Source organism: Arthrobacter sp. PAMC25284 (assembly GCF_019443425.1).
Taxonomy (GTDB): domain Bacteria; phylum Actinomycetota; class Actinomycetes; order Actinomycetales; family Micrococcaceae; genus Arthrobacter; species Arthrobacter oryzae_A.
On the sequence record NZ_CP080382.1, the window covers coordinates 248,501 to 274,730 of the forward strand.

Here is a 26,230-nt window from a genome sequence, read left to right on the forward strand (position 1 = left end):
GATGCCATTCTCCCAAAACGCCGAGGATGCCGTGGACAGCACCGGTCCGCACTACGGCGTTATTTTTTTGCCTCAGGAAGTAGGCGCCGAGAACCCCGTGGGCTTATTCCCGCCATCGGAAAGGATGGTCGGCTGTTACGCTGACACCGTGGATTACGGGGTTCCGAACGAGGCTGAGGCGGTGCCCCTCCGTTCGCTTGAGATGGTCGCCCAGATGCGGGTCGGGACGCTGGATCCGTTTGGCCGCGCCGAACAGGTTGCTGAGCAGCTCACTGCGGCAATCGGCATTGGCATTCTCAATAAGGGAGAGCGGCTCCCTCCGGAGCTGACTCTTGCCGAGCACCTGGGGGTCTCGCCACTGACGTTGCGCCAGTCGTTGGCGCTGCTGCGAAGTAAAGGCCTGCTGGAAACCCGCCGCGGGCGGGGTGGCGGCAGTTTCATTAGCGGAAACGTCAGCGTCAGCGACGCGAGTATCCGCACCCGCCTGACCCAATGCGGCACAGATGACCTGCGGGATCTCGGAGACGTCGCGGCATCCGTTGCGGCTTCGGCGGCCAGGCTGGCCGCGCTGCGCTCAGACAGCCAGGATATCCGCCGCGTCAGAGACCTTGCCGCGCGATTCGACGGGGCGCAGGGGGCGGATGAGCTACGGCGTGCCGATGCCAGGCTGCATATCGGGCTGGGCGTCGCTTCCCAGTCGCGCCGCTTGACGACGCTCATGATCCAGATCCAGAGCGAAATGGCGCCCCTGTCATGGGGGCAATCGTGGACGGACTACCGGACTCAGGCCTCCGCCGCTCACGGCCTTTTGATAGACGCCATCGAACGGCGTGACGCGGCAGCCGCTGAGCAGTTGGCCAGGGGCCATTTTGAACTCGAGGCCGCCCTGCTGATCGATCAGCATCTGGATCTCCTCACCGCCGGAACGGAGTCACAATGACAGAGTCGCTGAGCACCGCTATTGAGTCCACTGCCCGGATCATCGGGGAGCACATTGACCGCATGTTTGACAGCCTCACAGCGATGCAGCCGCTGGTGCTGGACCTCACGGGCTCTGCCGGACCTGTTTACCGCAAGACGCTGACAGCGCTGCGGGAACCTCTGGGCGAACTCATTCATGCCCATGCCGGCCTGGTGGACGGCGCGGGACTGGCCGTGGCGCCCGGGCTCCTGGCTGACGCCGACCTGTGGCTTCAGTGGTGGCGCCGCGGCAGCGACGGCGGGCTCCACTTCAAGGAGCATACGTTCAATCCGGACTCGGTAAATTTCTACGACTACACAGCACTGGACTGGTTCAACATTCCCGCCGCCACGGGAGAACCGGTCCTCGTCGGCCCGTATGTCGACAGCGGGGGCACGGACCTGAGGGTCATTACGGCAGCGCTGGCCGTTGCCCATAATCAGAACCTCTGCAGCGTCCTGGCAGCCGACCTGTCTCTGGATTTTCTGGAAGTGCTGTTTCTACGTTCGCTGAGACGGCGGGAACAGCACGTTGCCCTGGTGACCGGCACCGGCAAAGTAGTTGTCTCCAACACCGCCCGGCATGCCACCGGCACGTTGCTGACCCCCAACGCCTTGGCCCAGGCAGCGCCGTCTCTGTCCTGCATCGTGCCGGTTTCGCGGATTCCGGCCGGTCCCTGGCGACTGGTCGTCCTGCCGTAGCGGCAGCCGCAGGGCATCGGGCCCCAGGGGACGACGTCGGGCCCCCGGTTTTCCTGGCTGGCACGGCTCACAAGCGCTTAACGGTGTCCCAGCCCTCGCGGAGTACCGTCGGGAGAACATCCAAAAATGATTTAAACCTTTAAGTCTAAAGTTTATTGCCTATAGCCTGTTTGTGTGATGTAGTTCATAGTGAGAAACATCCTCTGACTGCCCGGTTGATCGACCCGGCAGGTGTGTGATTCCAGCTATGGCGTGCAACGGCGCACGCAGAAAGTATTGGCGATTCATCATGACTCTGACTGATATTGCACGTTTTTCCGTCCGACGGGCCTCGGGCCACACTCCGGAGCTGGAACTCCCGCCTGCCGGGCACTTCATCGGAGGATCCTTCGTCCCCGGGTCCTCCGGCGCCCAAACGGAAATCGTGGATCCGACCACCGGGCAGAGCTTCGCCTCAGTGGCGGAAGGCACGGCGGACGACGTCGATGCCGCAGTTGCAGCAGCAGTCAGGGCCCAACCGGGCTGGGGTGCGACGACCCCCAAGGAGCGCTCCGAGGCACTCTCGAAAATCGCCGATATTATTGAGGCCAGCCACGCCGTCCTCGAAGCCCTGGAATCCGCAAATACCGGCAAACCGCAGAGCGTTTCCGAGGATGACGTCTCCAGCGCCGTTGACACTTTCCGCTTTATGGCCGGCGCCGGCAGGGCGCTCAGCTCACTTGCCGCCGGTGACTACGTTGCAGGCCACACCTCCGTCATCCTCCGTGAACCCATCGGCGTGGTCGGGGTGATAACGCCGTGGAACTATCCGCTGCTGATGGCCGCATGGAAGCTCGCACCTATTCTGGCGGCCGGAAATTCGGTGGTGTTGAAGCCCTCCGAACAGACCCCGCTGACCACCTTGAAGCTCATGGAACTGATCGCCGGTGTGCTCCCGGACGGTGTCCTGAACGTCGTCACAGGCCTGGGGCCGGTCGTTGGGGCCAGGCTCGCTGACCACCCGGATATCAATCTGGTGGCCGTGACTGGCAGCGTCGGCAGCGGTAAGGCAGTCGCTTCGTTGGCGGGCAGCACCGTCAAGCGCGTTCACCTGGAGCTGGGAGGCAAAGCCCCCGTGCTCATCTACGCAGATGCAGATCTGGCGGCTGCCGCCACAGCCCTGCGCACCGCTGGATTTTGGAACTCGGGCCAGGAATGTGGCTCGGCCTGCCGGGTGCTCGTCCACGAATCCGTAGCCGAAGAGTTTACCGAACTTCTGGTTCGTGAAGTCAGCACGCTGGTAGTCGGCGATCCGGCAGCAGGAGCCGATGTGGAGATTGGCCCGATGGTGTCCGAAGCCCACTTCGCCCGCGTCGCCGGCTTCCTGCAGCGCGCACTCGACGCCGGGATTACCGCGGCCATCGGCGGCCGGCCGCTGGAGGGTCCGGGCTATTTCATTGCTCCTACCGTCCTGGTCAACGTTCCGGCCGGGGCCGAGGCTGCGCGGGAGGAAATCTTTGGTCCGGTGATAACCGTCGAGACATTCTCCGATGAGCAAGAGGTCATCAGGCGGGCCAACGACACACCCTACGGCTTGGCGGCCTCTGTGTGGACCAGCGATGCGCGGCTGTCCATGAGTGTTCCCCGGAAGCTGGATTTCGGTACCGTCTGGGTCAACTCCCATCTGGTCCTGGCCAACGAAGTGCCGTGGGGCGGGTTCAAGGGATCCGGCTACGGCCGGGATCTTTCCCTCTACGCACTTGAGGACTTCTCCCGCACCAAGCACGTGATGATCAACCACAGCGCCTGAACCATCCACAGCGCCTGAATCATCCACAGCCCCTAATCCGCGTCATCATCACGTTCGGAGATCCGCATGACCACCACCGATATATCCGGAACCGTTCCCGCTACCGCCGGCCATAACCTGAACGCTCTGGCCGTTCCGCCGGTCCCTTTCGACACCCACCACCTCTGGACCAACTGGGCCGGCAACCAGTCCGCTACCCCGGCTTTTACCGTCCGGCCCCGAACCGAGCAGGAAGTCGTTGACACTGTTCGCTTCGCCATCAAGGAGGGTCTTCCGGTCCGCGCAGTTGGCGCCGGACACTCCTTCACCCCGCTGGTGCAAACCGGCGGAATCCTGATGGACCTTTCGGGGCTGTCCGGTATCACCGGTACCGATCCCGCCCGCCGTCGTGTCCGCGCCAAAGGCGGCACCCCGATCAGCGCCTTTGGCGACCCGCTCTGGGAGCAGGGTCTGGCGCTGAGCAACCAGGGTGATATCGACAAGCAGTCTATTTCCGGCGCCATCTCCACCGGCACCCACGGCTCCGGTATCGAGCTCGGCTCTTTCTCTTCGAGTCTCCGCTGGGTCCGCCTGGTCAACGGCCATGGCGAGATCGTCGAAATTGGTGAGGACCGGCTCCATGAGCTGCGCGCCGCCCAGGTTGCCCTCGGCACGTTGGGAATCTTCCTCGAGGTCGAGTTGCAGGTAGTGGACAGCTATCACCTTCAGGAACGGATTACCTACCCCACGTGGGAGGAAACGTCCGCCACGTGGGATGCGGACATAGCCGATAACCGCCACTATTCATTCCTGTGGTGCCCGGGGGAGGACTCGGCCGAACTGTACGAGTTGCCCACTCCGGCGGGCGAGCGGATGACAGACCGCAGCTACACCAAGCGCTACAACTCGGTGAAGCTCAACGAAGCCACGGATATCTCATTGGAGGAAGGATCCCGACGGGACCGTTCCTACCGGATCTACCCCGGCGGATTTATGATCCCATTCCACGAAATGGAGTACTACGTTCCCGTCGAACACGGCAAGGAGGCCGTGGAACGGGTGCAGGACCTGATCCGCACTACCCACCCGGACCAGAAATACCCGATGGAAGTCCGCTGGGTAAAGCAGGACGAAGGGTATCTGTCCCCGTTCGCCAAGCGCGACACCACCGTCATCTCCGTGTCCGGCGCCCCCGGCACCAACTACTGGCCCTACCTGCGCGACGTCGACGCCGTGCTGCAGGACTTCGACGCCCGCGCGCACTGGGGCAAGATCCACTTCATGACCCGTGCACGGCTTGAAAAGCTCTACCCCGAGCTTGACTCGTTCCTCCAGGTCCGCCGGGAGTTCGACCCCAACGGGGTCTTCCTCAACGACCACACCCGCGCCCTCCTCGGTTAAGCAAACCCTCCTCGCACTCCGCAGCGCTGGCGGTACCCCTGAGGTGCCGCCAGCCACTCCCGAAAGCACTTGGTGACCAATATGGAAGTAATCGGTCAAATTATCATCTACATCATGATGGGGTTCCTCCTCATAGGTGCGGTGAGCGCCATTTTCGACGACGAAAAAGGCTTCGGTAAAGAATTCAAAGAAGGCATCTACGCGATTGGCCCCATTTTCCTGCCCGTTGCGGGGATCATGGTTTTCATTCCGATCCTGAGCCAACTGGTGACCACCTATCTGGCGCCGATCTATTCCTGGGTCCATGCCGACCCGTCGCTGGCTGCAACGACGCTCATCGCCGGCGACATGGGTGGCTATCACCTCGCCTTCGAAACGGCCGGCAGCCACGGCGCGTGGATCATGGCCTTCGCCGTCAGCTTCACCGCCGGCTCCACCATTATTTTCTCCATCCCGGTCGGGCTGGCGATGCTGGATAAGCGGGACCATAAATACATGGCACTGGGGGTCATGGCCGGTCTGCTGTCCATTCCCTTCGCTGTCTTCATCATCACCCTGATCATGCAGGGCGGCGCCACGCCGCTGCGGAGCGATATATCCAACACCTCGGCGTCGGACACTCCGTTTAATCTGCCGGTCGGCGACATCCTGCTGAACCTGGCGCCTTTGACGTTTATCGTTTTGGTGCTTGCTTTGGGCCTGCGATTCTTCTCGAAGTTCATGGTGAAGGCATTCATCATTTTCGGCAGAGGCCTGGAAATCATCATCAAACTGGCTCTGGCCGTCTCCGTGGTGCAGTACTTCACCGGCGTCTTTGATGTCTTTGGAACGTGGCCGCTGGCCCCGTTCATTGCCGACGGCGAGGACCAGTTCCGGGCCCTCGAAGTTGCCGGCTACATCGGAGTTATGCTGGCCGGTGCGTTCCCCATGGTCCATGCCATCCGCACGTGGCTTGCCGCGCCGCTTTCGACCGTCGGCAAACGCTTCGGATTCAGTGAAGAGGGTGCAGCCGGACTCCTTGCGGCGGCCGCCAACATCCTGGCCCTGTTCCGGGTTGTCCGGTTCATGCCGCCCAGGGACAAGGTGCTCACCATTGCCTTTGCGGTCTGCGCCGCGTTTACCTTCGGTGACCACCTCGCCTTCAGCGCCAATTTCCAGCCGAACATGGTGTTTCCGCTGATTGTCGGCAAGCTGGCAGGTGGCGTGATCGGGATCCTCCTTGCCGTGTGGCTTGCCGTTCCCTATGCACGCGTCCTCGAAGCCGCGGATCGTGCGGACGGCACCATTGACGCCCACGAATACGACGCCCACGTGCACGGACACAAGCAGGACCATGAATCGTCGGAGGCCACTACGGGCGCGCTGGTCGGCAAGGCCGACGCCAGCTCACAAAGCGAACAGGACTCGGAAGTGAACGACGGCGGTCAGCCCGCCACCCGCCTCTGAACGGGCAGCACCGACGTGATCGTAGTAGACCCGGGTCCGGAGGCCCGGGTCTACCGCGATGTAGGACGTCAGGTCCGGGGGGTTACCGGTGCCCAACACCGTGCGGCTGCCGGGGCAGGGCGCCTATGCCACCAGCCGCAGCGGCCGGCGGTGGCCGTGAGTTGGTACCGGGAGGTCTGGTGCGAGGCGCGCCTGATGAAAACTTCGTTGGCTCAGGTGGCCCGCCCACCAATGAGCTAACGCTCGGCATTTGAGGGTTCCCTCTGCCGGGTGAAACTCTTACGCTAGGAGCGCTAAGTATGGTTCCTATTCGAGGGGGTTTTACCTGATGCGAAAAGTTCCTGCGCTTGGATTGACGACGGCAGCAATGATTGCCCTGGCTGGCTGCACCGGCGGGGGGACTGCCAGCCCGTCTGCCACGACGGCAACAGCTACGGCCACCGAAACGGCAGAATCCAAGGTCTACAGCGAGGATGAGCTCCGGGAGCTGATCTCCGGCACGACCGATGACAACGGCAATGAATTAGTGCTCTATTCCAAGGAGCAGGTGGACCAAGGCGGGAACATCGCCAACCTGCTGATGAGCACCGCCACGGTTGACCCTGCGGACTGCAAGGGAATTGCCACGGCGGGGTTGCTGGATACCGCAGAGAACGGTGACTTGGCCGTCGCAATTTCCGAAGCTGACCAGCCGCGAACGCTCTCCGCCCAGTCGGGCAGTGACGGCCCGGATGCCGCGGAAGTGCTGCAGCAGATCAGCAGCAAGATGGACCAATGCTCCAACTTCTCCGTGGTGATCCTCGGCCAAACGTACCAAGTCTCCAGCAAGGAGCTGAACGCGACCACGGATGCCCAAAAAACCTTCGCCACGGTGAGCACCCGCGGTGAGGGAAACCAGGAGATGCTGATGCAGGTCTCCGCTGCCCAGGGCAGGCTGCTGGTCGTCGCCACCAAGGGCGGCGCCGACCTGGGAGACCCGGACCAGAAGGAGCTCGAACATCTGATCAATGAGGTGCTCCAGAAGGCCGATGGTGGCAGCGGAACCTCCAGCCCCACGTCAACCAGCACTACTGGCTCCACCAGCACCGCCTCACCGGACGGTTCAGCCTCACCTACGGCCACCGAATCGGAGAACACCGCGACGTCCTCGCCGTCACCCACAACCTCGAAGTGAGGCCATGCGCTGAGGGAGTCCAGGACCTGGATGCTCACGGGTGATTTCCTGCCGCTGGGGCGAAGCCCGCGCGGCAGGGCCCTATCCGGTGGTGCGGCTTCCGTGCAAGCATGGGGCACACCGACAACGCGCCGTGAGGGGAATCATTGAAATCCAACGGAATGTTGCTGGACGCCTTCGGCCGGATTCATGAGACCGTGGCCGCCGTATTGGACGGGGCCGCCGTCGAGTCACTGGTCCGCAGGCCGGCCGGCACCGGTAATTCGATGGCGTGGCTAATCTGGCACCTCAGCCGCGTGGAGGACGCCCAGGTAACCTCCGCCGCAGGCCTGGACCAGGTCTGGCACTCACAGGGGTTTGCCGGCCGTTTCGACCTGCCGCTGCCCGAAGGCGACACCGGCTACGGTCATTCGACCAGTCAGGTCGACGCCGTGCAGGCGCCGCCGGAGTTGTTGCTCGAGTACTACAATGCCGTCCATCGGCAAACGGTGGAGCTCCTGAAGACCCTCGGTGACGCGGACTTGGATCGCGTCGTCGACACCCGCTGGGACCCGCCCGTCACCCTTGGGGTGCGGCTGGTCAGTACCATTGCCGACTGCTTCCAGCACGCCGGGCAGGCCGCTTACGTCAAGGGTCTGAACCCCAACAGCGGGTGACGTGGGCTAGCGCTTTTCGTCGCTGGCGTATTCGAGTCCGATCTGGCGCCTGACCTCATCCATGGCCGCCATCACCTCCACGGTTTGCCGTGGCGGGAGGACGTCATTGGCGATGGCGCGGGCGCCAATGAGGCGTTCCATTTCCTGCGCCTGATACTGCATGCCGCGCCCGGTGACTGGCTCGTCGAAGACTTCGACGACGTTCCCGTCGGCGTCGAATCGGGTGAACGGCGTCGGCGTGTACCAGACTGACTGAATCTCGATGCGGCCTTCGGTTCCGATGACGGAGGCCCCGGTTCGGTCCCGCCGTGTCCAGCGCGCAGTGGAGCAGTGCCTGCTGCCCGTCGGCGTATTCGAAGATCATCGCCGTCTGCCGGTCGACGCCGGTGGCCGTCAAGCTTCCCGCCGCCCGGATGCCGGTGGGTGCCCCGAGCACGTCGAAGGCAAAGGAAACCGGGTAGATGCCCAGATCCAGCAGCGCCCCGCCGCCCAGTGCGGGGTCGTTGAGCCGGTGCGAGGGCTCCTTGGGCAGGTTCTGGTTGTGGTCTGCGATTACGGTGCGGACGTCGCCCAGTGCGCCGGAGCGGATCAGCTCGCGGATGCGGACCATGTGAGGGAGGTAGCGTGTCCACATGGCCTCGAGTACAACAAGGCCCTGTGACTCGGCGAGGTCCACGATTTCCTGTGCCTGCCAGGCGTTCATGGCGAAAGACTTTTCAACCAAAACATGTTTGCCGGCGTTGAGGGCCAGCACTGCGTTTTCGTAGTGGAACGGGTGCGGCGTCGAAATGTAGATGACGTCCACGTCCGGGTCCGAGACCACGTCTTCGTAGCTTCCGTGGGCCGACGGGATCTTGAAACTGGTGGCGAATTCCGTGGCCGTGGCCAGGTTTCGGGAGCCCACTGCCTGCACGGTGAACCCGTGCCCGATCAGGTCCGTCGTTTGCAGGCCGGCTATGAAACCGGTGCCCAGAATTCCCCACCGGACGGCGGGGACGGATGCTTGAACGGACGGATTCAGGGCGTTCTCTGGCATGGGGTCGGTTCCCTTCGGGCAAACGGCAATGAATGCGTTGTATTTGGTTCGGAGCAGCCCACTGATTCTAAGGTGCCTGAACTTCGGGCGTCGATTAGCCGCGTCGCCCGCGAATTCCGTTCGAATCCGGCACCGTATGCAAGGATCGGCGCCATGAAGCCTTCCAGGTCACACGAGGTTCGTCAGGCTGCATCAGGAATTCTCGCCGTCGGGATGTTGATGCTCGGTATGGCGGCGCCGTCCCACGCCACGCGTCGGTGGGAGCAGAGTTCAACTCGACGCGGCGCGGTTTCGGGTACGGAACCTACAGCACCACGGTGGAGAAAAACCTCAGCACCCTGCAGAAGGAAGTCGTCTGGGGCTGTTTGTTCACTTACGCCCCCGCGGCCGCGCCGGGCCACGCTTGTGACCGTGGCTCCCGGGGGAGCGACGTCTGTGTTCAGCACATCCAGGGCAGCGTCTCTGCCGTCCATAAGAAGATTCTTCCAGCGACCTCTGACATTTACGGACCTTCGGGACCAGCACGAGCCGGCCTCCCGGGACCACAAGGAACACGAAAGAATGAGTACATGACCGACGCCGCCGACTTCATTGACCTTGCACTCCAGCGCGAGTCCTCCTGGCTGAGGGCCGAGGAAACGGAGGCCCGGCTGGGCGCCCAGGCAAACGGTGAAGCCCACAGGGATGGCAGCGGCCTGAAGTTCTACGGCGCCTCGGTTGGGGCCGTGCGCGGTACTGTCCGTGATGCGCTCCGCCGCTACCCGGACCTGACCCACGATTCCATCACCGCGCTCAGCAGCGAACTGTGGAACGAGCCCGTCTTCGAGCGGCGGCTCGCTGCCATCGTCCTGCTGCAGTCCAACGCCGCACTGCTGACCAACACCGATCTCACCCGGATAGAAGGCTTCCTCCGCACGGCGGGACTGCGCGAGCTGGTCGATCCGCTCGCCGTCGACGTCGTCGGCCCCCCTGGTGGCCCGGCTCGACGTCGTCGGCAGGGTCCGCGCGGAAAGCGTGCTGGACCGCTGGGTGCGGGATCCCGACCACTGGCTGCGCCGCGCCGCCCTGTTGTCCCCGTTGCGGGCGTTGCGCGCAGGGGCGGGGGACTGGGTCACGTTCGTCAGCCATGGACGCGCCGTGCTCGCAGAGGAGGCAGAGGCAATGCACGACGCCGACGCCATCGCCGCCGAGGCGGTCGCGCTGGTGCGCGCCGACGTCGCGAAGCACCGGCCCGAGCTGGAGTTCTAGGGGTCCTGACCAAACCCGTCCTGCCCGGACACCGACGGACCCGGGTAGGCAAAGCCGGACCCGCCGAAGCCCGGCCCACCCGGGAACGGCCCGCCGAAGCCCGGCCCACCCGGGAACGGCCCGGCATGACCATCGCCGTCTCCACCGCTGGCGCCGCTTCCGCTGCCGAGCAGGCTTCGGGTGAGGGCTTCGCCGTCGGCCATCAACTCATCCACTGCCGTGCCCAGGTAGACGTCGGCGACCGGGGCGCCGTCCAATGCGGCGGCGAGGACGGCCCGGCGGACGAGTTCGCGGGCGAAGGAAGCGGTGGTTCCTTCGGTGCGCGCTGCCGCGTCCTGGACTGCAGCGGCGCTGAACGGAATCCCGCGGGCATACAGCTCCACGAGCGCGATGCGCTGCGCCGGGGCCGGGAGGGGAATTTCGACGGCAAGGTCCACACGTCCGGGGCGCTGCGCCAGGGCGCGTTCGAGCATGTCCACCCGGTTCGTGGTCAGAACGAACGTGACGTCGGCGTCGTTGTCCAGGCCGTCCATGGCGTCGAGCACCTCGAACAGCAGCGGCTGGGGTCCGTGCCCGAAGCTGCGGTCCTCGGCTATGAGGTCGCAGTCTTCCAGAACCACAATTGAGGGCTGCAGTGCTCGGGCCATAGCGGCCGCCTCCCCGATCCTCGCCAACGATCCGCCGGACAACAGGATGGCGGTGGTGCCCTGGCTCTGGCTCAATAAATACCGCACCGTGTGGGTCTTGCCCGTCCCCGGCCGGCCGTACAGCAGGATGCCCCGCTTGAGGTGCTGCCCGTAGCGGTTGAGCGAATCCCGGTGCCGCGCAATCCCCAGGACATGGTCCGAGACCTTCTGCAGCAGGCCCTCCGGCATGATGACATCGGACGCGGCGAGGGCGGGCCGGGCATGGAACGTCACGCCGGCTGCGCTGGGGCCGTACTCGCCCATGACCAAGGAGATGACCTGCCCCTTCAGCACGCTGCGTTGCTGCATCCGCCGTCGAAACTCCGCCAGGAAGCTTGCGGCGCTTCCGGTATCGCCCGCCAGGACTTCCAGCGACGCTGACTGCCGCCCGTACTTGGGGTTGGCGTCCCGTTGCAGCACGGCGATCGGTCCGCCGTCGTGACTGAACAGCCACAGCCCCGAAGCCACGGCCTGCCGCTGTTCGTCCGGGCCCACCGCGAGGTTCGTATAGTCCGGCTGGGATAAGGGGAACTGCGGGAAGAACGGGGACAGCTGCAGCATGTCACTCAACGACTGATGGTGGCGCTGGTCCCCGCCACCGATACCCACCAGCCGGAACCCCGCATCCTCGGCCGCGAGCCCGGCCATCAGGATGTCGGCATCCACAAAACGGTGCGGCGGAATTTCTTCCACCACCACGGACAGCGATTCGGCCGGTTCCGCCAGGTGTTCCGTGAGCGTTGTCAGGAGTTGAATCCCCGACGGCGTCCGGTACTGCCCGGATTGTGCCAGCTGCACGAGCCGCGCAAAATCGTCGATGAACTTCCCCAAATTTTCATCCATGGCCAGACCCTACCAGCGTCACCGCAGCGCAGGCGTGCGGTCGGCCGGCACAGCGTGGCAGCCCGGCGCAGGGCGGCGGCTGGCAGGGCGGCGCTTAGGCTGTGCGTTTGGCGTAATCGACGAAGCCCTGCCAGTCAATGAGGATGCATGCTTCATCCCCGACGACCCACGCGTCGTGGCCGGGCGGAATAAGCATGTATTCGCCGGGGGAGACCTCCATCTCCTGGCCGTCATCCATAACGATCTTCATACGGCCGGACAGGACATAGCCGGAGTGCGCGGCCTGACAGCTCTCAGTTTGCGCAATCGGTTTGACGTGCTTCGACCATTGCCAGCCGGGCTCGAAGACGCCCCTGCCGACTCCTCCATTGGCGAGGTCAACGAGGTCCAGTCTTCCCTTGCCATCCTCGAAGGGACGGGTTTCTTCCGGTTTGTCGAGGCTCTTGTGAATCATGCCTGACATTTCAAACTCCTAGCCTGCGAAATTAATTACTGGGTCCAGCGAGGCGCGCGCGACCGCGTGAGTTTCACTGGATACGGCTTGGTCTACGCCGAGAAAATTGCCGCGTCAAGAAGGCCTGGCCACCAATTTTGCGCGCCCCGGAAATCGCCTGTGCGTGGGTGAAGCTCGCCCAACGCCGTAGCCCTGGTGGGCGCTATCCGCCGCTTGCTGCTGCGCGGCCGAGCACCACGACGACGGCGACAGCGGCGAGCCCGGCGAGCACCAGCAGAATCCCGGCAAGGACGAAGTCTGTACCGCCCGCATCCTGGCCGGGGTTCTGTGCCTCCGGTTCCGTGGCGGATGGTGCGTCGGTGCTTGTCACGGACGGGACGGGTCCCGCCGCAGGGGAGGAGGCTGCAGGGGAGGAGGCGACGCCGGTCGGTTCCGCAGCGGGTGGTGCGGCGGTTGGAGCGGCCGCAGGGATCGGGCGGGCGGGCAAAAACACATCACCCACCACACCCATAATGAATCTGTCGCCGGGACTCAGCGTCGTCACGACCCGGGTGGCAATTTCCAGTGTTGTGGACACACAACCGGCCGAGGGCCTGTTCCCCGCACCGAAGAAGATCGCGTAGTCGGCGCCGGGGACGGCGGGCGAGTCCGGCATGCGGTTGTAGTTAATGACGGTTGCCTGGGCGTAGGTGCCCTGATTGGCCCAGTACCAGAGGTTCTCATCCCGCGGGGATCCGCCCTCCAGATAGTAGTTGTAGGAGGGGCTTCCCGGGCCACCCCAGCGTGACCTCGGATTGATCACATGGTAGGCCAGGGTGGTCCCCGGATCGGCCAGCCCGAGTGCTTCCGTCGCAGAGAACGAACCGGTCGGTGAACGGAATTCACCTTCGCCCAGGGTTCCTGCGGGGGCGAATCCTTTGGCGCCGATGAAGCCGGCAACCTGCCACTCCTGAAGGTAGCCGGGGCCGTCCCGGGCGCAGCCCGTGATGAGGACGGAGGCCTGGTTAGCGTCTGTTGCGGTCACAAAAACAACCCTGTTGGCATCACCAGCAGGAAAGCTGACCTCGGCGGCCGCGAGCTTGGCGCACGGTGCCGTTTCCTGGGTGGCGCCGCGGGCCGTTGTAGGTAGGGCCGTGAATCCGGCAACAAGTGCCATGAGAAGCAAAGTCCTACGCAACAAGTGCAGGGACATACCGCAAGTCTAGTCGCGTCGGCCCTCACCCGCCGTCGCCCGGTCACCCGCTGCGGAGGAAAAAATCGTCAACTCGTCAGCAATTGGGCGGGTCAAACTCGTAGGCCCCCGAATCGGCAGCAGCCGTTCCATTACAGTCGCCGTCCTGAGGCGCAGGGCGTCCGTCCAGGTCTAAGACGGAAAGGCTGCTTCCGGCGCGGTCGATTGCCGGGCTGCTGCTGCTCAGATGGAGATCCGTCGGTGCGTTCACGAATTTTGCAGACGCCGTGGTGGACGTGCTGTTCTTCGCGAAGTTGATAGGACCGTTGAGGACATTCTGCTTTTCGGTCCACCCGGCGCCGTTGATCCATAGGGAGTTTTTCACACCTACGAGGATGTTTGCCCTGATGACCGTTGAGGACGGGCAGCCCGCGTGGCATACAACGGCCTGGGACCGTGGTCCATTCAGGTAGACCGTGTTGAACTCGAAAATCGTGCCGTTCGTGGGACCGAATGACGTGCCTGTTCCACGGGCCACCAAGCCCTTGGCCTCCGAGCAGTTGGCACCGCAGGTCGAGCGCACCGAGTTGTAGCGAAAGGTGTTGCCGTCGGCAGTTCCTGAGGACTTCCCCAACTCGGAGAAGTTGTTGTTGTCCTTGGCCACGTTGTGATGGATGATATTCCGGTTGCCGTTGTAGATTTCGAAGGCCGCGCCGTCGCGGTTGAAATCATAGGAAAAAGAGTTCGAGCCGCTGACGGTGTTTCCGGAAAACTCGTTGTCGTTGCCGTTGATCAACACTCCGGAGGAGCCTGAGTCGTCACTGCAGTTCACGGCTTGAGCAGTTCCGCAGTTTGAGCCCACCGTGTTCACGTTCATGATGTTGTTGTTCGTCAGGGCATTGCCGGTGTATTTCCCGAAGTCCGACCCGGAACCCGCCTTGATTCCAACTGCATTGCCGGACGCGCTGGAGTTCTTAACCGTATTACGGTCCCCTGTGACGCTGATGCCGGCATAGCCGCAGGCGACACTGCGCAGTCCATCAACGATGGTGTAGTTCCCGTTGATCCTGATGCAGTTTCCTGACTTGCCCCCGGTAATCGTCGGGGCATTGCCGCTACCGAAACCATTCAAGGTGATGGGAGCAGCGGAAGTTCCGCTCTGATTGGACACAATGCCGCCGGTCCATGTGTGGCCCCTGCGAAAACTGACGATGTCGCCCGCTTTGAGGACGACGGCGTTGATCTTTGCCAGCGATTTCCAGGGTGCCGAGATTGCGGTTCCCGAATTGCTGTCGTTCCCCGAGGCGCTCACATAGTATGTGGTTCCCGCAGCCGAGGCCGGGATCCCTATCGTGGTCGCGCTGACTAAGAGGACCGCCAGGAGAGCCGTGGCGGCGGTGGACATGATCTTCATAGTCGTGCTTGCTCCCTGGCCGAAGACCGGTGTGATGAAAAGCGTAGGACCTGTGCTTTTCTTTGCAGAGGCAAGAGTACCCCGGCGGCTCTACCGGCGCTACAGTCCAGGCGGCTCATCGGCGACGACGGCATCGACTCTGCCGAGCGCTGATTGGCGGACGGCCTGACCCCCGGTGTGCACCTGCCCTTGCCCGGTCACCCGCTGCGGAGGAAGATGTGGGGCGTACCCCCGGGAGGCCCTGAGTGACGCACCTTGGCAAATTTGAAAAATACCTGATCGAGGAGTTCTTCGACGACTACCGCGCCGGTGACATGACGGGGCGGACGTTTACGCGCCGGGTCGCGTTCATCACCGGCAGCATGGCCGCGGCGTCCGCGGCGATGCTGCTGGTCGGCTGCACCCCCGACGAGGTTCCGCGCAGCACCGACCCCATGCCGACCGCCAAGCCGACGGCGGCCTCCCCGGGGGCCGGCACCGCTGCCGCCGGGGCAGTACCCGGTGCAAAAAGCCCGCTATCCGTTCCGGAGGGCGCTACGGGATTGACGACGGCGACTATCCAGATAGCGGCCGGCGGCATCGAAATCAGCGGCTACCTCGCGCGGCCGGAGGCAGGTACCGCCGGACCCGCAGTGCTGGTCTGCCACGAGAACCGCGGGCTCACCCCGCATATCGAGGATGTCGTGCGCCGCTTCGCCAAATCCGGCTATGCCGCTCTCGCGCTGGACCTGCTGAGCAGGGAAGGCGGCACGGCAAGCATGGACCCCGATACCGTCCCGGGCGCGCTGACAAAGGCCGGGGCACAGCGGCACATAGCCGACTTCACGGCAGCCTTCGACTACCTGCAGTCGCAGGACTTCGTTGACCCGGACCGGATCGCCATGACCGGATACTGTTTCGGCGGGGGCATCACCTGGCAGTCGGCGGTGGAGCTGCCCGGGCTCAAGGCGACCGCGGCTTTCTACGGGCCCTCACCTGATTTGGACAAGGTTCCAACCATCCGGCCGGCGGTTTTTGGCGTCTATGCCGAACTCGACCAACGCATCACCGGGCCGATGCCGGCGCTCCAGGACGCCTTGGATGCCACCGAGGTGCGGCACAAACTGACTGTCTATCCCGGCGTCGACCACGCCTTCCACAACGACACCTCAACGCGTTACGACGAGGTGCAGGCCACCGCTGCCTGGAACGACACCCTGGCCTGGTTCGGCCAGTACGTCTGAGGGCCGGGATGACCGAACGCCAGGTGGGAAAAATCGATGGGGATTTCGGGGGCCCGGCACAACCTCAACCGTGGAACGGGCTTTCGGCGGCGCTGTTTCCCGCAGTCCTGGTCGCCTGCTCGGGTTACGTACTGTTCGTTCTTGAACTGCGGGTGATCGGGTTCGGCCTTCTGGCTGTTTCGCTGATCGCGGCGCGGTTCATCAGTGCGGCACTGCTGCGGGACCTTTCCCTGATCGCCGTAGGACTGGCGGCCATGAGCCTTGTCCCTATCACTACTGACATCAGCACCGGACACATGCTGGTCATGGGCGCCGCCATGGCGGTGGCCGTCGGTGTTCCTTACGGAGTCTCGCGTTTCGTCTTTAAGGACCACGCCGTCAGGTTTCCCGTGCTGACCGGACAGCCGTGGACACGGGCTGAAAAGTGGTACCTGCCCGCCGTGGTGATTATGGGCTGGGCGCTGCTGCCGGTCTACATGATCAGCAGCGGCGTCTACCGGAACTGGCCCGCAGTGTCGGATCCGGACGGAATCATCCGGCTCTTCCTGGGGACCAATGTGCTGGGGATCTGGGACGAGCTGTTTTTCATCTGCACCGTCTTCGCCCTCCTGCGTCGGCATCTGCCCACGGTGCAGGCCAATGTGCTGCAGGCCGTCCTGTTCACGTCGTTCCTGTGGGAACTGGGCTTCCGGGGCCTGGGCGCCGCTGTTCATCTTCCCCTTCGCGCTGGTGCAGGCCTTCATCTTCACCCGCACGAAGTCACTGTCCTACATTGTCTGCATCCACCTGCTGTTCGACTTCGTGCTGTTCCTGGTCCTGATCCACGCCCACAACCGCGACTGGATCAACGTCTTCATCTACTAGGGCCGTGCCTGCGGGCTGGGCACCACTTCCGGGCCCGCTTCAAGGGTAATGCAATCATGAATTCTAAATGCGGATAAAGCCAGTGGAAAACAGTGCGAACTGCGTGAGCGGCAAGAAATTATCCTGACTGTCATATTAATAATATGTTGCCCGGAGTCTGTATCGCCAGCGGTCCGCCGGAATACTTGGAAGGCTACTTGTTTTGCGCCAAAAAATTACCTGACTTTTCCTGCTTCGAATCGACCTGATATTGCGCGAAGAGCAATATCCGAATGCAGCCGCGAGGGCGTATGCCGGACGCGTACGGAAACCCGACCTGCCGTAACCCCCGCGAATCCGGGACTTCGCACGGCAGGTTGACGCGGCGGGTGGGAGTGGACGGCGAAGCCGCTGCGCATTTTTCCTTCCGGCGGCCAAGCAAGTAGTCAGATGACAACTAATTCATTACGAGAAATGACCGCCGGGGTGGGTCTTGACGGGAGCCTTGGTCGTGAATCTATGGTGGACAAAACAGTAGTCCCAGACGCGGTCCCAATGAATTGGTAATTTACAGAATTTCGAAATGCCGGGGGCATGGTGAAAAGAATCTGGCCGCCACAGGCGAATCGGGCACCGGCACCGAGGAAGAAACTCAAGGAGCACCAGTGGCTGCGTCAAAGGTCAAGAATGACACCATAGGACGGGACGATTGCCTCGACGATCCCGAAGCGGTCAAGACACTCTTCGACACCGATCCCGGAGCGCTCCTGGCCGCCGGCCGGTCGATGACACCGCCCGCCCGGGAACAGGCGGCCTGCCATGTCATCAACCATCTTCGGTATGCGAGGATCAGCCTTCGTGCCGAGCACGCACCGGTCCTGGCGGACCTCATCACTGAATTGCCGCTCCGTGAGCAGGTGGAGGCGTGGGCGCTGATCCTGGGTGGCGGGGACCGTCTCCCTGCTGAGGTAGGCCACGCGATTGATCGATGTGTTTCCGCCTACTTCGCACGCATGGTCGAAGACCATAAAGTCCCGTTCTGCGATGAAGCCATTCAACTCGTCAGGGACGTTCCCGCCTGCAAACGCTGGGCGGCCCTTCTCCGGGTTGCACCGACAGGCCAGCAGGGCAGCATTGAGAATGCCCTGAAGGCCTTCTCCGCCGAGGACTACAGCGTGGCCAGCCTGGTCGCGTTTGACGTTCTCGCATTTAAGGGACCCCGTAGTCCGGAAGGGTTGTCTGTTCTTTGCCGTTTGAGCGCGGTGGGCGGGGTAACGCCGCCTGTCCGGGCCCTGCGCTATATCCGGGCAGGCTTCCGCTACGCCCTCCACCGTCAACGCCACTCCGTTCTCATCTGGGCCTTTGATCAAGTGCTCCAGAGCGGGGATTTCCAGTCTCCGCTGCCGGACCGGCTGGCAGACGGGCTGTGGACTCTGCTGACCAATGAACGGAAGGGCACCTGCGCGGACGCACTGCAGACAGAGGCCGGAACTGCGCTGGACTGGCTGGCCGGCGCCGCGCCGGAACAGTTCAGGGTCCTCATGGAAACTGCGCCAGGTATTTACGGCAAGGCATCGGTGCGCTGGCTGGCCAAAATTACCCGGGCGGTCAACACGCAACAGACCCCAGGTGCTGCGGGCAGCCTGACTATCCCGGAGAACCACGCGGATCAGTACCCCAACGGGGGCAACCACATATACCGTGGAAATCACGAAGGCTACAGCTACGGCAACGGGGCCGATCGACCCGGGGCCGATGTCCACGGCAGTGTTCGACGGGTCCGAGGCAAGGCCCGGGAACCGTTCTGGAGCTAGTGGACGGGCGCGGCGGCGTCGACGGCGCTTCGTAATGAGATGAGAACCGGCGCACGGGATCCGTAATACCACCCCGTCCTCCTCCTTGGGCCGAACAACAAAATGTCCCCGAACTGCGCCGCGGTCGATTTCGTCGACGGGACCTCGAATACGGCGGCGATGGACTTCTACCTGCACTTCGCTGCAGCGGAGCGGCATTCCAGACCCGTGCCGTTCGGACCATCGACACGACCCAGTGGCATAACCACGCTGTCCAGTGGTCTCCGGCGGGGATCACCGGCTACATCGATGACGCCGCCTGGTTCACGGATACGACCCCCGCGCACCAACCCACGGTCGGGATGCACCAGACCATCCAGCTGGACTGGTTCCCGAATGGTGGTCCCACAACGCCAAGCCGGCTGCACGTTGATTGGATCCGCGTATACCGGTGAAATCTTCCTACGTTGCTTCCTCTGACGACTCGACCCGGTAGAGGGTGGCTTCCGGATCCGTGGTCAGACACTCCGGAAACAGTGCCATGACGGCGTGGACCTCAGGCAGCGACTCCTGGCGTTCACGGGCCGCGTCATCCTCGAACACCTCGGTGGCGATGAAGGCATGGGGATCGGCGAGGTCGTGGGCGATGTCGAAGTCGATTACCCCAGCCACCTGGCGACTCGGCGCGATGACCTGTTCAAGCGCCGCCCTGAGTTGTGGGGTTTTCTCGGGCCGGCACCGCATCTTGAAGCGTATGACGATCATGGCTGGTCCTCCGTGCTCCCGGAATGTGCTCCGCCGAACGTGTTCCGCCGAATCGGCACCGGCTGGACGTTTGCCAGACGTGGGGTGCATCCAGCGTTTGGGGCCGCAGGGCGGTTTCGACTTCAGTTTGCTCGCCGCGGATGCGGCCGTCAATGAGCATTTCAGCGTCGTGATGCCCGCACCGACGGGCCACGCCCGAAGCCGCATGAGCTCCGCGAACTCCGGAACGGCTGGAGGCAGGCAGCCGCACGAGCGTAGATTGCAACGATGGGGGTGATCGCGCCTGGCAGCAGGAAGGAGGAGTTGCAGTGAAGGTGATTATTTGTGGCGCCGGAATCAGCGGACTCTCCGCCGGGGCGTTCCTGGCCCGGAACGGCTGGCAGGTGGTGATTGTGGATCACGCCATGGGTCCGAGGCCCCAGGGCTATATGATCGACTTCTTCGGCCGGGGCTGGGAGGCTGCAGAAAAGCTGGGCATCATTCCGCGGATCCGCGAACTGGGCTACCAGATCCCGCGGGTGGATTACGTGGATTCGCGCGGGCGGAGCCGCGCCAGCCTTCCGTTCGCCCGGTTCTCCAAGGTTGTCAGCGGCGATTTCACCAGCATCCTGCGCCCGGATTTGGAATGTGCCATCCGCGAAGCGCTTCCGCCGGACGTGGTGGTCCGCTATGGCCGGACAATTACCGCCGTCGGGCAGGGAGACGACGGCGTCACGGCGACCCTCGACGACGGGAGCCTGCTGGAGGGGGAACTGCTGGTTGGTGCCGACGGGATTCACTCGACCGTCCGGTCGCTGCTCTTCGGGCCGGAGAAGGACTTCTTTTGCTTCCTGGGTTTCCATGTGGCGGCCTACTATGTCGATGACGCACACCTGGGTGCATTGGTAGGGGACCGGGTAGCTGTTACCGACACCCGGAACGAGTCGATGTTTTTCTACCGGCTGCGTGACGGCCGGACCGCTGTCCTGGCCGTTCACCGGACCGACGACCCCGCCAGGCCTCCGGACCCGCAGTCGCTGCTGCAGTCCAGATACTGTGCTCTGGGCTGGATCTGCCCGGAGGCGCTCGCCGAGTGCCCGGAAGACTTCTACTACGATCAGGTCGCCCAGATCAGGATGCCCTGTTGGCACACCGGGCGGGTGGTCCTGCTCGGCGACGCCGCCGCAGCCGTTTCATTGCTCGCTGGCCAGGGGGCTTCCCTCGGGATGGCCGGGGCCTATCTCCTGGCCGACCACCTCCGACTGGAGCCGGACATCGGCCGGGCGCTATCCGCCTTCGAAACGGGATGGCGGTCCGAGGTGGAGGACCACCAGCGGGCCGGTGCGGACGCCGCGGGCTGGTTCGTCCCGGCGACCCGGCGTGCCAGCATCATGCGACGGATGGCGATACGGCTCATGCGGGTTCCGGGCGTGGGCGGCCTGATCGGGTCCAACCTGATCGGCAAATCCGGGGCGGCACTGTGAGCAGCCCGGCCCGAGTTCTACGATTATTCTGCAGGCTAGTGAATAGGACACGGACATGACCAGCCATAGTTTATTCGGGATCGTCGTGGGTTTCGACGGGTCCGAGCATTCCCAAGCGGCATTGAACCTGGCCATGGAGGAGGCCCGCCTGCGCGGGGGCCGGTTGCACCTCGTGACGGTCTGGAGCCGGCCCGCGCTGACCTGGTATCCAACGATGCTGGGATCCGCCGAGGGACAGATTTTTGCCGCCGATTCCCCCGAACGCGTTGCCGAAACGGTGCAGGCCGAAGCCCTGATGATCGCAAGGCGTGAAGGCGCGGACGCCACCGGGGAGGTCGTCCACAGTGATTCACCGGCGTCGGCCATCCTTGATGCCGCCCGCGACGCCGATCTGGTCGTCGTCGGCTCCCGCGGTCACGGGGGCTTTCCCGGGCTGCATCTGGGGTCGGTGTCCCATCAGGTGATTAGCCACGCCCCCTGCCCCGTCCTCGTCGCCCGGCCGAGGGGCAGGTGAGCGGCTTTCAGGAGGTCGGGTCCGTCCCCGCGGAATGGTGGCAGGTTGCGGGCGCGCTTGGCCCGTTGGCGGTGCTCGTGGCGGCGGCCATCGGGGCTTATATGGCGTGGCGGACGGTGCAGCAGAAGGCCGTTGCCGACAACCGCGCCGAATGGTGGAAGCGGACCCAGTGGGCCCTGGACCAGGCACTCGGCCCCAACGCGAATGGAAGGGCGCTCGGGCTGGCGACGCTCGCGGTCCTGGCCCGCAGCCCACTGGCCGCTCCTGATGAACTCGAACTGCTCGACATCGCGTGGAAGTCCGTCACGCCGGAAGCCGGGGGGACCACAGCCGGCACCCAGGCGCCCCGGCAGGTTTTAGGGGCCGGTGGGCACCAGGCAGCGGAAGAGCGCCGGGTCCAGGCGGCCGCGGCCAGGTTGCGGGTCGCCCTCGACGGGCGCCTGGGCCGCGCGACGCCCCCGGCGATACAAGCGCTCGCCGGGAAGCGCGACTAACCCGGCAGCGCACCGGAGCACAGTGCAGCAAAACAATGGTGCGGGAATACGAACGGCTGCCCGCCCCGTGAATATCCCACGGGGCGGGCAGCCTGATGCCGTACACACCGCGCTGGAGCCGGAGATGCGTAAAACCGGTGTTACTTGTAGACGCGGACCCAGTCGACGTGCATCTGGGACGGCTTGGTGGCCGAACCATCGGGGAACCAGTCGAGCTGCAGCGTCTGGTGCATACCGACCGTCGGCTGGTGTGCCGGGTTGGTATCGCTGAACGTCTTCACACCGTCGATGAATCCCGTGATGCCGGCGGGTGTCCACTCAACGGCGTAGTTGTGCCACTGGGTGCTGTCGATCACGGTCTTTGAGTAGGTCTGGAAGTCCGATCCGCTGCACTTGTAGTGCAGGAAGAACTTCATGGTGGTCGTGTCGGTGCTGCCCTCGGCGAAGTCGATCTCGGGGCAGTTCGTCGCACCGGTGCCACGGTTGGGCCAGAGAATCGCGACCGGGTGGTACTTCGGGTCCCGGGCGCTGGTCTTCATCCGTACTTCCCAGCGGCCGTACTTCTGCTGCGCGAACTTCGCGGACATGCCGCCGGTGGTGCCGGAAGCGTCGCCGCTGACCGTCGCCACGCCATTGGCAACGGACCAGGGCCGCGGCGGATCGAATACCCTTGCCGGCGTGGCCGGTGCCCTTGAAGACGCTCCACTTGGTGGAGTCCGGGGCCCCGGTGTTGGAGAATTCGTCACCGGCAACAACCGGTCCCCAGCCAAAGTTGCTGGCGGCCTGGGCGCCATTGCTGGTGGCCGCCACGGCGGCCTGGGGCATGATCGGGGCGACAGCAGGCGGGGCCGCGGCTGCCGGCGTCGTGCCTGCGGGGGGAGTGTTAAGTTCGACGCGGGATGCCCCGGCGCCGGGCGCCGCACCAGCGGCCGGTGCGGCCGAACCGTCGGCGGCGACGGTCCCGTCCGCGGTGTCGTCGGATCCTTCGACGGCGACGTCGGAGGTCTCACCGGCCGGAACTTCGGACTCGTCAATTGCGGGTCCGTCAGTGGCGGTGCCGGCGTCCGAAGATCCCGCTGCCGCGGCGCCGGTCAAGGGAGCCTGATCGGACGGGGATGACGGTGCTGTGGCCGCCTGCATGCCGGGAGCGGCGCTGCAGCCTGTTAAGGACAGCGCCCCCATGGTCATTACGATTGCGATTTTCTTGAACAAGGAACCCCTCCGGGCGTAGGACTGGCGTACCCGTCCTGCTACCGGGGCGAGGGCGGGTACGGAAAGTGTGATCCGGCTCCGGCCACAGAGGCCGGAGCGAACGGGTAGTGACGGCGGGGCGGGCCCCGATGACCGGGGACCCGGGACCCCGTATTTAGGGACATACCGTCACGGCCAGCCGCCAACGTTACTGGATCGTTACCTTCCCGGGCAAGGAGCCGTCCCCCGGTTTTCCCTCCTGCGCTGGGCCTGCAGGAGCTCCAGCCCGTCACTCAGGGCTACGCGCACCGCGGGGCTCGGGCGCGGAACCAGCCCTTGACCAGCGCCGACGTCAGGGTTCGTGCCGGGACGCCGGCGTGGCACCGTCGAGCTAGGCCGGTCGCCGTTGGGTCGAAGATTTTTTGGCGGCCTGCATAACGGCGGGTCACAGGTGGCGTCACCCGCCGTTATGGGAACCGGCCCGGGGGAGGCGGCGCTAGATACAGCTCGGCTGGTACGCGGCGTCTGCCGGAGTTCCTGCGGGCCGGCCGAGGGCGTTGGCCACCAGTTGCTGCACTACGCGGTCGTTGGGCGCCTGGTCGTGTTCGAAAACGTCCGCCGGGCATTTGTCTTGGATGGTGATATTGGTGATCTTCTTCGTGGAGCCGGCAAGGAACTGGCTCTGATAGGGGGTAACAACTTCGTCGTATTTCGTGGACAGCACCGTGTAGGCCGGCCCTGGCACCGTGTCGCCGATCGAGTTCAGCTCCGTGAGGAACGCGGACCCGGCCTGCTGGTCCGCGCAGGCCTGGCAACCGTCGCCGCCTGCCGAGGTTACCGGCGGCACGAAGTCCGGCGGCGGCAGGATAACGCCCTGGGTGCCGTGGTTGGACGGGGCGATGCCGACCAGCTGGTTGACCTTCTTGGCGCCGTTCAGGAAGCCCATGTAGTAGCGCGGCATCATGCCGCCCTGGCTGTGGCCGACAAGATTCACCTTCTTCGCCCCGGTCGCACCCAGTACTGCGTCGACGAACGGGGCGAGCTGCCGGGCGGACTCGGCCACCGGTCCGGAGGCATCGATGCCGTTGGTCTTGCCGTAATTCAGGGCGTACACGCAATAGCCCGCGTTCTTCAGATAGGGCGACATGGTGGCCCAGTTCTTGGCCATGCTCTCAAAGGTTCCGGGCACGAGCACCACCGGGTATGGGTGCTCTGCCGAAGGCTGGCAGCTCCAGTCGTTCGCCCCGGGAGGGGAGATGTCTGTGGTGTCGGCCTGGGCCGCCGGCGCTGCGAGGATCGAGGCGCAAAGAAGGCCAATAACGGCGAGCGCGGCGGGTTTGACTTTCGAAATGTGGGACATGGACTACCTTTACCGGTCGGACCCCTCGACGGTGAGGGGTTGGCGTGGCGGAGGGTCTTCTACCGGATCTGCCCCCGCTGTGATCCGGCTCACCTCCATTTCCCAATGCTAGGAAAGGGCATCCGCTGACGGGTCATGTCTGCACACTTGTGCAACGCCTTTGCGGCGATAAATCTACTGACCGGTAACTTATGTTGGAGTTTTTGCACGCATTCGCCAATTCCGGCTCCGCTTGAGGCGGCATCCCTGAGGCGGCGCGTGGCAAACTGTACGCAACGCACTGTACTCAGCGCACAGTACCCAGCACGGCCGGGCGGATCCGAGGGGGACGCGCAGGCGGAGATGTCTGCTCAGGCCTCCTCGGCCGGCCTACCCAGGAGGGCACCATGCAGGAACCTGACCACGAGGCGCACGACGGCACCGCGGGAAACAAGAGCGCTGCCGGCCTGACCAGGCACCCGGAGAACACTGAGGTCCGGCCCTTGGAACTCCTCTTCGATCTGGTCTATGTCTTCGCGCTGAACCAGCTCTCGCATCATTTGCTTGAGCACCGGGACTGGGTGGGAGCGGCGCAGACGGCCATCCTGTTCCTTGCGGTCTTCAGTGTCTGGTCCTTCACGACCTGGATCGCCTCCCTGACGGACACCGAGAGGAACCCGGTTCGCTGGCTCCTGCTGGCCGTGATGACCCTCGCGCTGTTTATGAACGGGGCGCTGGGGGATGCCTTCGGCGAAGGCGGCTGGCTCTTCGTTGGCGTGTATCTCACCATTCAGGTCGGGAGGAACCTCTGGGCGCTCCGGCTCGGGCTGGAGCGGATCATGCACGATCACCACGGGCGGACGCTGATCTGGACGCTTGGCACGGCCGTGCTGTGGATCGGCGGCGCTATCGCGGAGGGCGAACTCAGGCTCGCGCTGTGGGGTGTTGCGACCTTGATCGACCTGCTCGGATTCGTCGCCGCGCATCCGCTTCCGGGGCGGAAGACGGACACCCGGGACTTTCCCTTTGTCGGGGAGCATCTCATCGAGCGATGCAGGCTCTTCCTCCTCATCGCGCTGGGCGACACGATCCTCGTTTCCGGCTCCAGCCTGGTCGGGGCCAAGCTGGACGTGCCCGCAGTCGTCGCCACCGGCGTGGCGATCATCGGCACCATTGCGCTGTGGTGGAGCTACTTCCGCCGCTCCGAGGGGGTCACGATGGAGACGCTGAAGAAGAGCTCAGACCCGGCCCGGCTTAGCCGTATGGCCATCTACGCGCTGATGGGCATGGTGGCGGGCCTGATCCTGGCGGCCGTTGGCGACGAGATCGCGATTGCCCACCCGCTGGAGCAGACCGATGTATTTACCAACCTGATGATCTTCGGCGGCCCCGCCACATTTGTCCTCGCCCAGGGCTGGTACCTGTGGCGGGTTGACGGGGATCTGCCGGCGTCCCGGCCCGTGGCGTTCCTCACGCTGGCCATCCTCACCGTGGCGACCCTGCCGCTGCCGAAACTCGGCGCGGCGGCCCTCAGCGTGCTGGTACTCGTCGCCATGGCGATCGCCGACAGCATCAAGGCCCACCGCGAAGGCGACCGGGACGAAGTTGCCAACCACTAAGGTTCAACAAGAAATCTGACAGCGACG

The 26,230-nt window shown here is 64.3% G+C and carries 22 protein-coding genes and 3 pseudogenes; 17 read left to right on the top strand and 8 right to left on the bottom strand.

Going from position 1 to position 26,230, the window contains the following annotated elements; all coding sequences use genetic code 11:
* Position 1: 1 nt before the first annotated feature.
* From KY499_RS01190 to KY499_RS01220, 7 genes are all read left to right on the top strand, one after another.
* The gene (locus KY499_RS01190) at positions 2 to 940 is read left to right on the top strand and encodes a FadR/GntR family transcriptional regulator (RefSeq protein WP_219886058.1); all 939 of its coding nucleotides are present in this window, start codon (positions 2 to 4) and stop codon (positions 938 to 940) included.
* Complete coding sequence (locus tag KY499_RS01195) at positions 937 to 1,662, top strand: cache domain-containing protein (protein WP_219886059.1); 726 nt, start codon at positions 937 to 939, stop codon at positions 1,660 to 1,662. Before KY499_RS01190 ends, KY499_RS01195 begins: the two co-directional genes overlap by 4 nt.
* A 289-nt stretch (positions 1,663 to 1,951) precedes the next feature.
* The gene (locus KY499_RS01200) at positions 1,952 to 3,451 is read left to right on the top strand and encodes an aldehyde dehydrogenase family protein (RefSeq protein WP_219886060.1); all 1,500 of its coding nucleotides are present in this window, start codon (positions 1,952 to 1,954) and stop codon (positions 3,449 to 3,451) included.
* Between the two features lie 66 nt (positions 3,452 to 3,517).
* Positions 3,518 to 4,831, top strand: coding sequence for a D-arabinono-1,4-lactone oxidase (locus KY499_RS01205; RefSeq protein ID WP_219886061.1), 1,314 nt, complete (start codon positions 3,518 to 3,520; stop codon positions 4,829 to 4,831).
* 81 nt (positions 4,832 to 4,912) lie between these two features.
* The gene (locus KY499_RS01210) at positions 4,913 to 6,277 is read left to right on the top strand and encodes an ethanolamine utilization protein EutH (RefSeq protein ID WP_219886062.1); all 1,365 of its coding nucleotides are present in this window, start codon (positions 4,913 to 4,915) and stop codon (positions 6,275 to 6,277) included.
* 352 nt (positions 6,278 to 6,629) lie between these two features.
* Entirely contained in the window at positions 6,630 to 7,451 is an 822-nt protein-coding gene (locus KY499_RS01215) for a hypothetical protein (protein ID WP_258190879.1), read from the top strand.
* Between the two features lie 146 nt (positions 7,452 to 7,597).
* Positions 7,598 to 8,107: a DUF664 domain-containing protein gene (locus KY499_RS01220; RefSeq protein ID WP_219886063.1), complete on the top strand. Its 510-nt coding sequence runs from the start codon at positions 7,598 to 7,600 to the stop codon at positions 8,105 to 8,107.
* Between the two features lie 6 nt (positions 8,108 to 8,113).
* Here the strand turns inward: KY499_RS01220 and KY499_RS01225 are convergent.
* A pseudogene (locus tag KY499_RS01225) lies at positions 8,114 to 9,143 on the bottom strand (Gfo/Idh/MocA family protein).
* 569 nt (positions 9,144 to 9,712) lie between these two features.
* On the opposite strand from KY499_RS01225, the pseudogene KY499_RS17965 reads away from it, so the two are divergent.
* Both KY499_RS17965 and KY499_RS17970 read left to right on the top strand, forming a co-directional pair.
* Positions 9,713 to 10,051 (top strand): annotated as a pseudogene (locus KY499_RS17965) (DNA alkylation repair protein); the annotation flags it as partial.
* Between the two features lie 121 nt (positions 10,052 to 10,172).
* A complete protein-coding gene (locus tag KY499_RS17970; protein ID WP_258190880.1) occupies positions 10,173 to 10,391 on the top strand; it encodes a hypothetical protein in 219 nt (72 codons plus the stop codon).
* Here the strand turns inward: KY499_RS17970 and KY499_RS01235 are convergent.
* The 4 genes from KY499_RS01235 to KY499_RS01250 form a co-directional block, all read right to left on the bottom strand.
* Positions 10,388 to 11,920: an AAA family ATPase gene (locus KY499_RS01235; RefSeq protein WP_219886064.1), complete on the bottom strand. Its 1,533-nt coding sequence runs from the start codon at positions 11,918 to 11,920 to the stop codon at positions 10,388 to 10,390. The two genes, KY499_RS17970 and KY499_RS01235, sit on opposite strands and share 4 nt — an antisense overlap.
* Positions 11,921 to 12,014: 94 nt before the next feature.
* Positions 12,015 to 12,383: a cupin domain-containing protein gene (locus KY499_RS01240; protein ID WP_123256060.1), complete on the bottom strand. Its 369-nt coding sequence runs from the start codon at positions 12,381 to 12,383 to the stop codon at positions 12,015 to 12,017.
* Positions 12,384 to 12,576: 193 nt separating this feature from the next.
* Complete coding sequence (locus tag KY499_RS01245) at positions 12,577 to 13,530, bottom strand: hypothetical protein (protein WP_219886065.1); 954 nt, start codon at positions 13,528 to 13,530, stop codon at positions 12,577 to 12,579.
* A gap of 112 nt (positions 13,531 to 13,642) precedes the next feature.
* A complete protein-coding gene (locus tag KY499_RS01250) occupies positions 13,643 to 14,959 on the bottom strand; it encodes a hypothetical protein (RefSeq protein WP_258190881.1) in 1,317 nt (438 codons plus the stop codon).
* Positions 14,960 to 15,204: 245 nt separating this feature from the next.
* Here KY499_RS01250 and KY499_RS01255 point away from each other — a divergent pair, with 245 nt between their 5' ends.
* From KY499_RS01255 to KY499_RS01265, 3 genes and pseudogenes are all read left to right on the top strand, one after another.
* Complete coding sequence (locus KY499_RS01255) at positions 15,205 to 16,182, top strand: dienelactone hydrolase family protein (protein ID WP_219886066.1); 978 nt, start codon at positions 15,205 to 15,207, stop codon at positions 16,180 to 16,182.
* Positions 16,183 to 16,274: 92 nt separating this feature from the next.
* Positions 16,275 to 17,046: pseudogene (locus KY499_RS01260) on the top strand (type II CAAX prenyl endopeptidase Rce1 family protein).
* A gap of 644 nt (positions 17,047 to 17,690) precedes the next feature.
* On the top strand, positions 17,691 to 18,839 hold the full coding sequence (locus KY499_RS01265) for a hypothetical protein (protein ID WP_219886067.1): 1,149 nt from the start codon (positions 17,691 to 17,693) through the stop codon (positions 18,837 to 18,839).
* Between the two features lie 441 nt (positions 18,840 to 19,280).
* Here the strand turns inward: KY499_RS01265 and KY499_RS01270 are convergent, their stop codons facing one another.
* A complete protein-coding gene (locus tag KY499_RS01270; protein ID WP_183164566.1) occupies positions 19,281 to 19,583 on the bottom strand; it encodes a putative quinol monooxygenase in 303 nt (100 codons plus the stop codon).
* 308 nt (positions 19,584 to 19,891) lie between these two features.
* Here KY499_RS01270 and KY499_RS01275 point away from each other — a divergent pair, with 308 nt between their 5' ends.
* From KY499_RS01275 to KY499_RS01285, 3 genes are read left to right on the top strand one after another with little or no spacing between them, the layout of a single operon-like run.
* A complete protein-coding gene (locus KY499_RS01275; protein ID WP_219886068.1) occupies positions 19,892 to 21,046 on the top strand; it encodes an FAD-dependent monooxygenase in 1,155 nt (384 codons plus the stop codon).
* Positions 21,047 to 21,101: 55 nt separating this feature from the next.
* Positions 21,102 to 21,560, top strand: a complete 459-nt coding sequence (locus tag KY499_RS01280) for a universal stress protein (RefSeq protein WP_219886069.1) — start codon at positions 21,102 to 21,104, stop codon at positions 21,558 to 21,560.
* Positions 21,557 to 22,054 (top strand): hypothetical protein, encoded by a 498-nt coding sequence (locus KY499_RS01285; protein ID WP_219887068.1) that lies wholly within the window; start codon positions 21,557 to 21,559, stop codon positions 22,052 to 22,054. Before KY499_RS01280 ends, KY499_RS01285 begins: the two co-directional genes overlap by 4 nt.
* Positions 22,055 to 22,194: 140 nt before the next feature.
* Here KY499_RS01285 and KY499_RS01290 read toward each other — a convergent pair whose 3' ends face one another.
* Positions 22,195 to 22,683, bottom strand: a complete 489-nt coding sequence (locus KY499_RS01290) for a glycoside hydrolase family 16 protein (RefSeq protein ID WP_258190882.1) — start codon at positions 22,681 to 22,683, stop codon at positions 22,195 to 22,197.
* Positions 22,684 to 22,745: 62 nt separating this feature from the next.
* Between KY499_RS01290 and KY499_RS17975 the strand changes: the two genes are divergently transcribed.
* Positions 22,746 to 23,159, top strand: a complete 414-nt coding sequence (locus KY499_RS17975) for a hypothetical protein (RefSeq protein WP_258190883.1) — start codon at positions 22,746 to 22,748, stop codon at positions 23,157 to 23,159.
* 582 nt (positions 23,160 to 23,741) lie between these two features.
* On the opposite strand, the gene KY499_RS01295 is transcribed toward KY499_RS17975, so the two are convergent.
* On the bottom strand, positions 23,742 to 24,605 hold the full coding sequence (locus KY499_RS01295) for an alpha/beta fold hydrolase (protein WP_219886070.1): 864 nt from the start codon (positions 24,603 to 24,605) through the stop codon (positions 23,742 to 23,744).
* A 386-nt stretch (positions 24,606 to 24,991) separates the two neighbouring features.
* Here KY499_RS01295 and KY499_RS01300 point away from each other — a divergent pair, with 386 nt between their 5' ends.
* Positions 24,992 to 26,203, top strand: coding sequence for a low temperature requirement protein A (locus KY499_RS01300; RefSeq protein ID WP_219886071.1), 1,212 nt, complete (start codon positions 24,992 to 24,994; stop codon positions 26,201 to 26,203).
* The last annotated feature ends 27 nt before the right edge of the window (positions 26,204 to 26,230 follow it).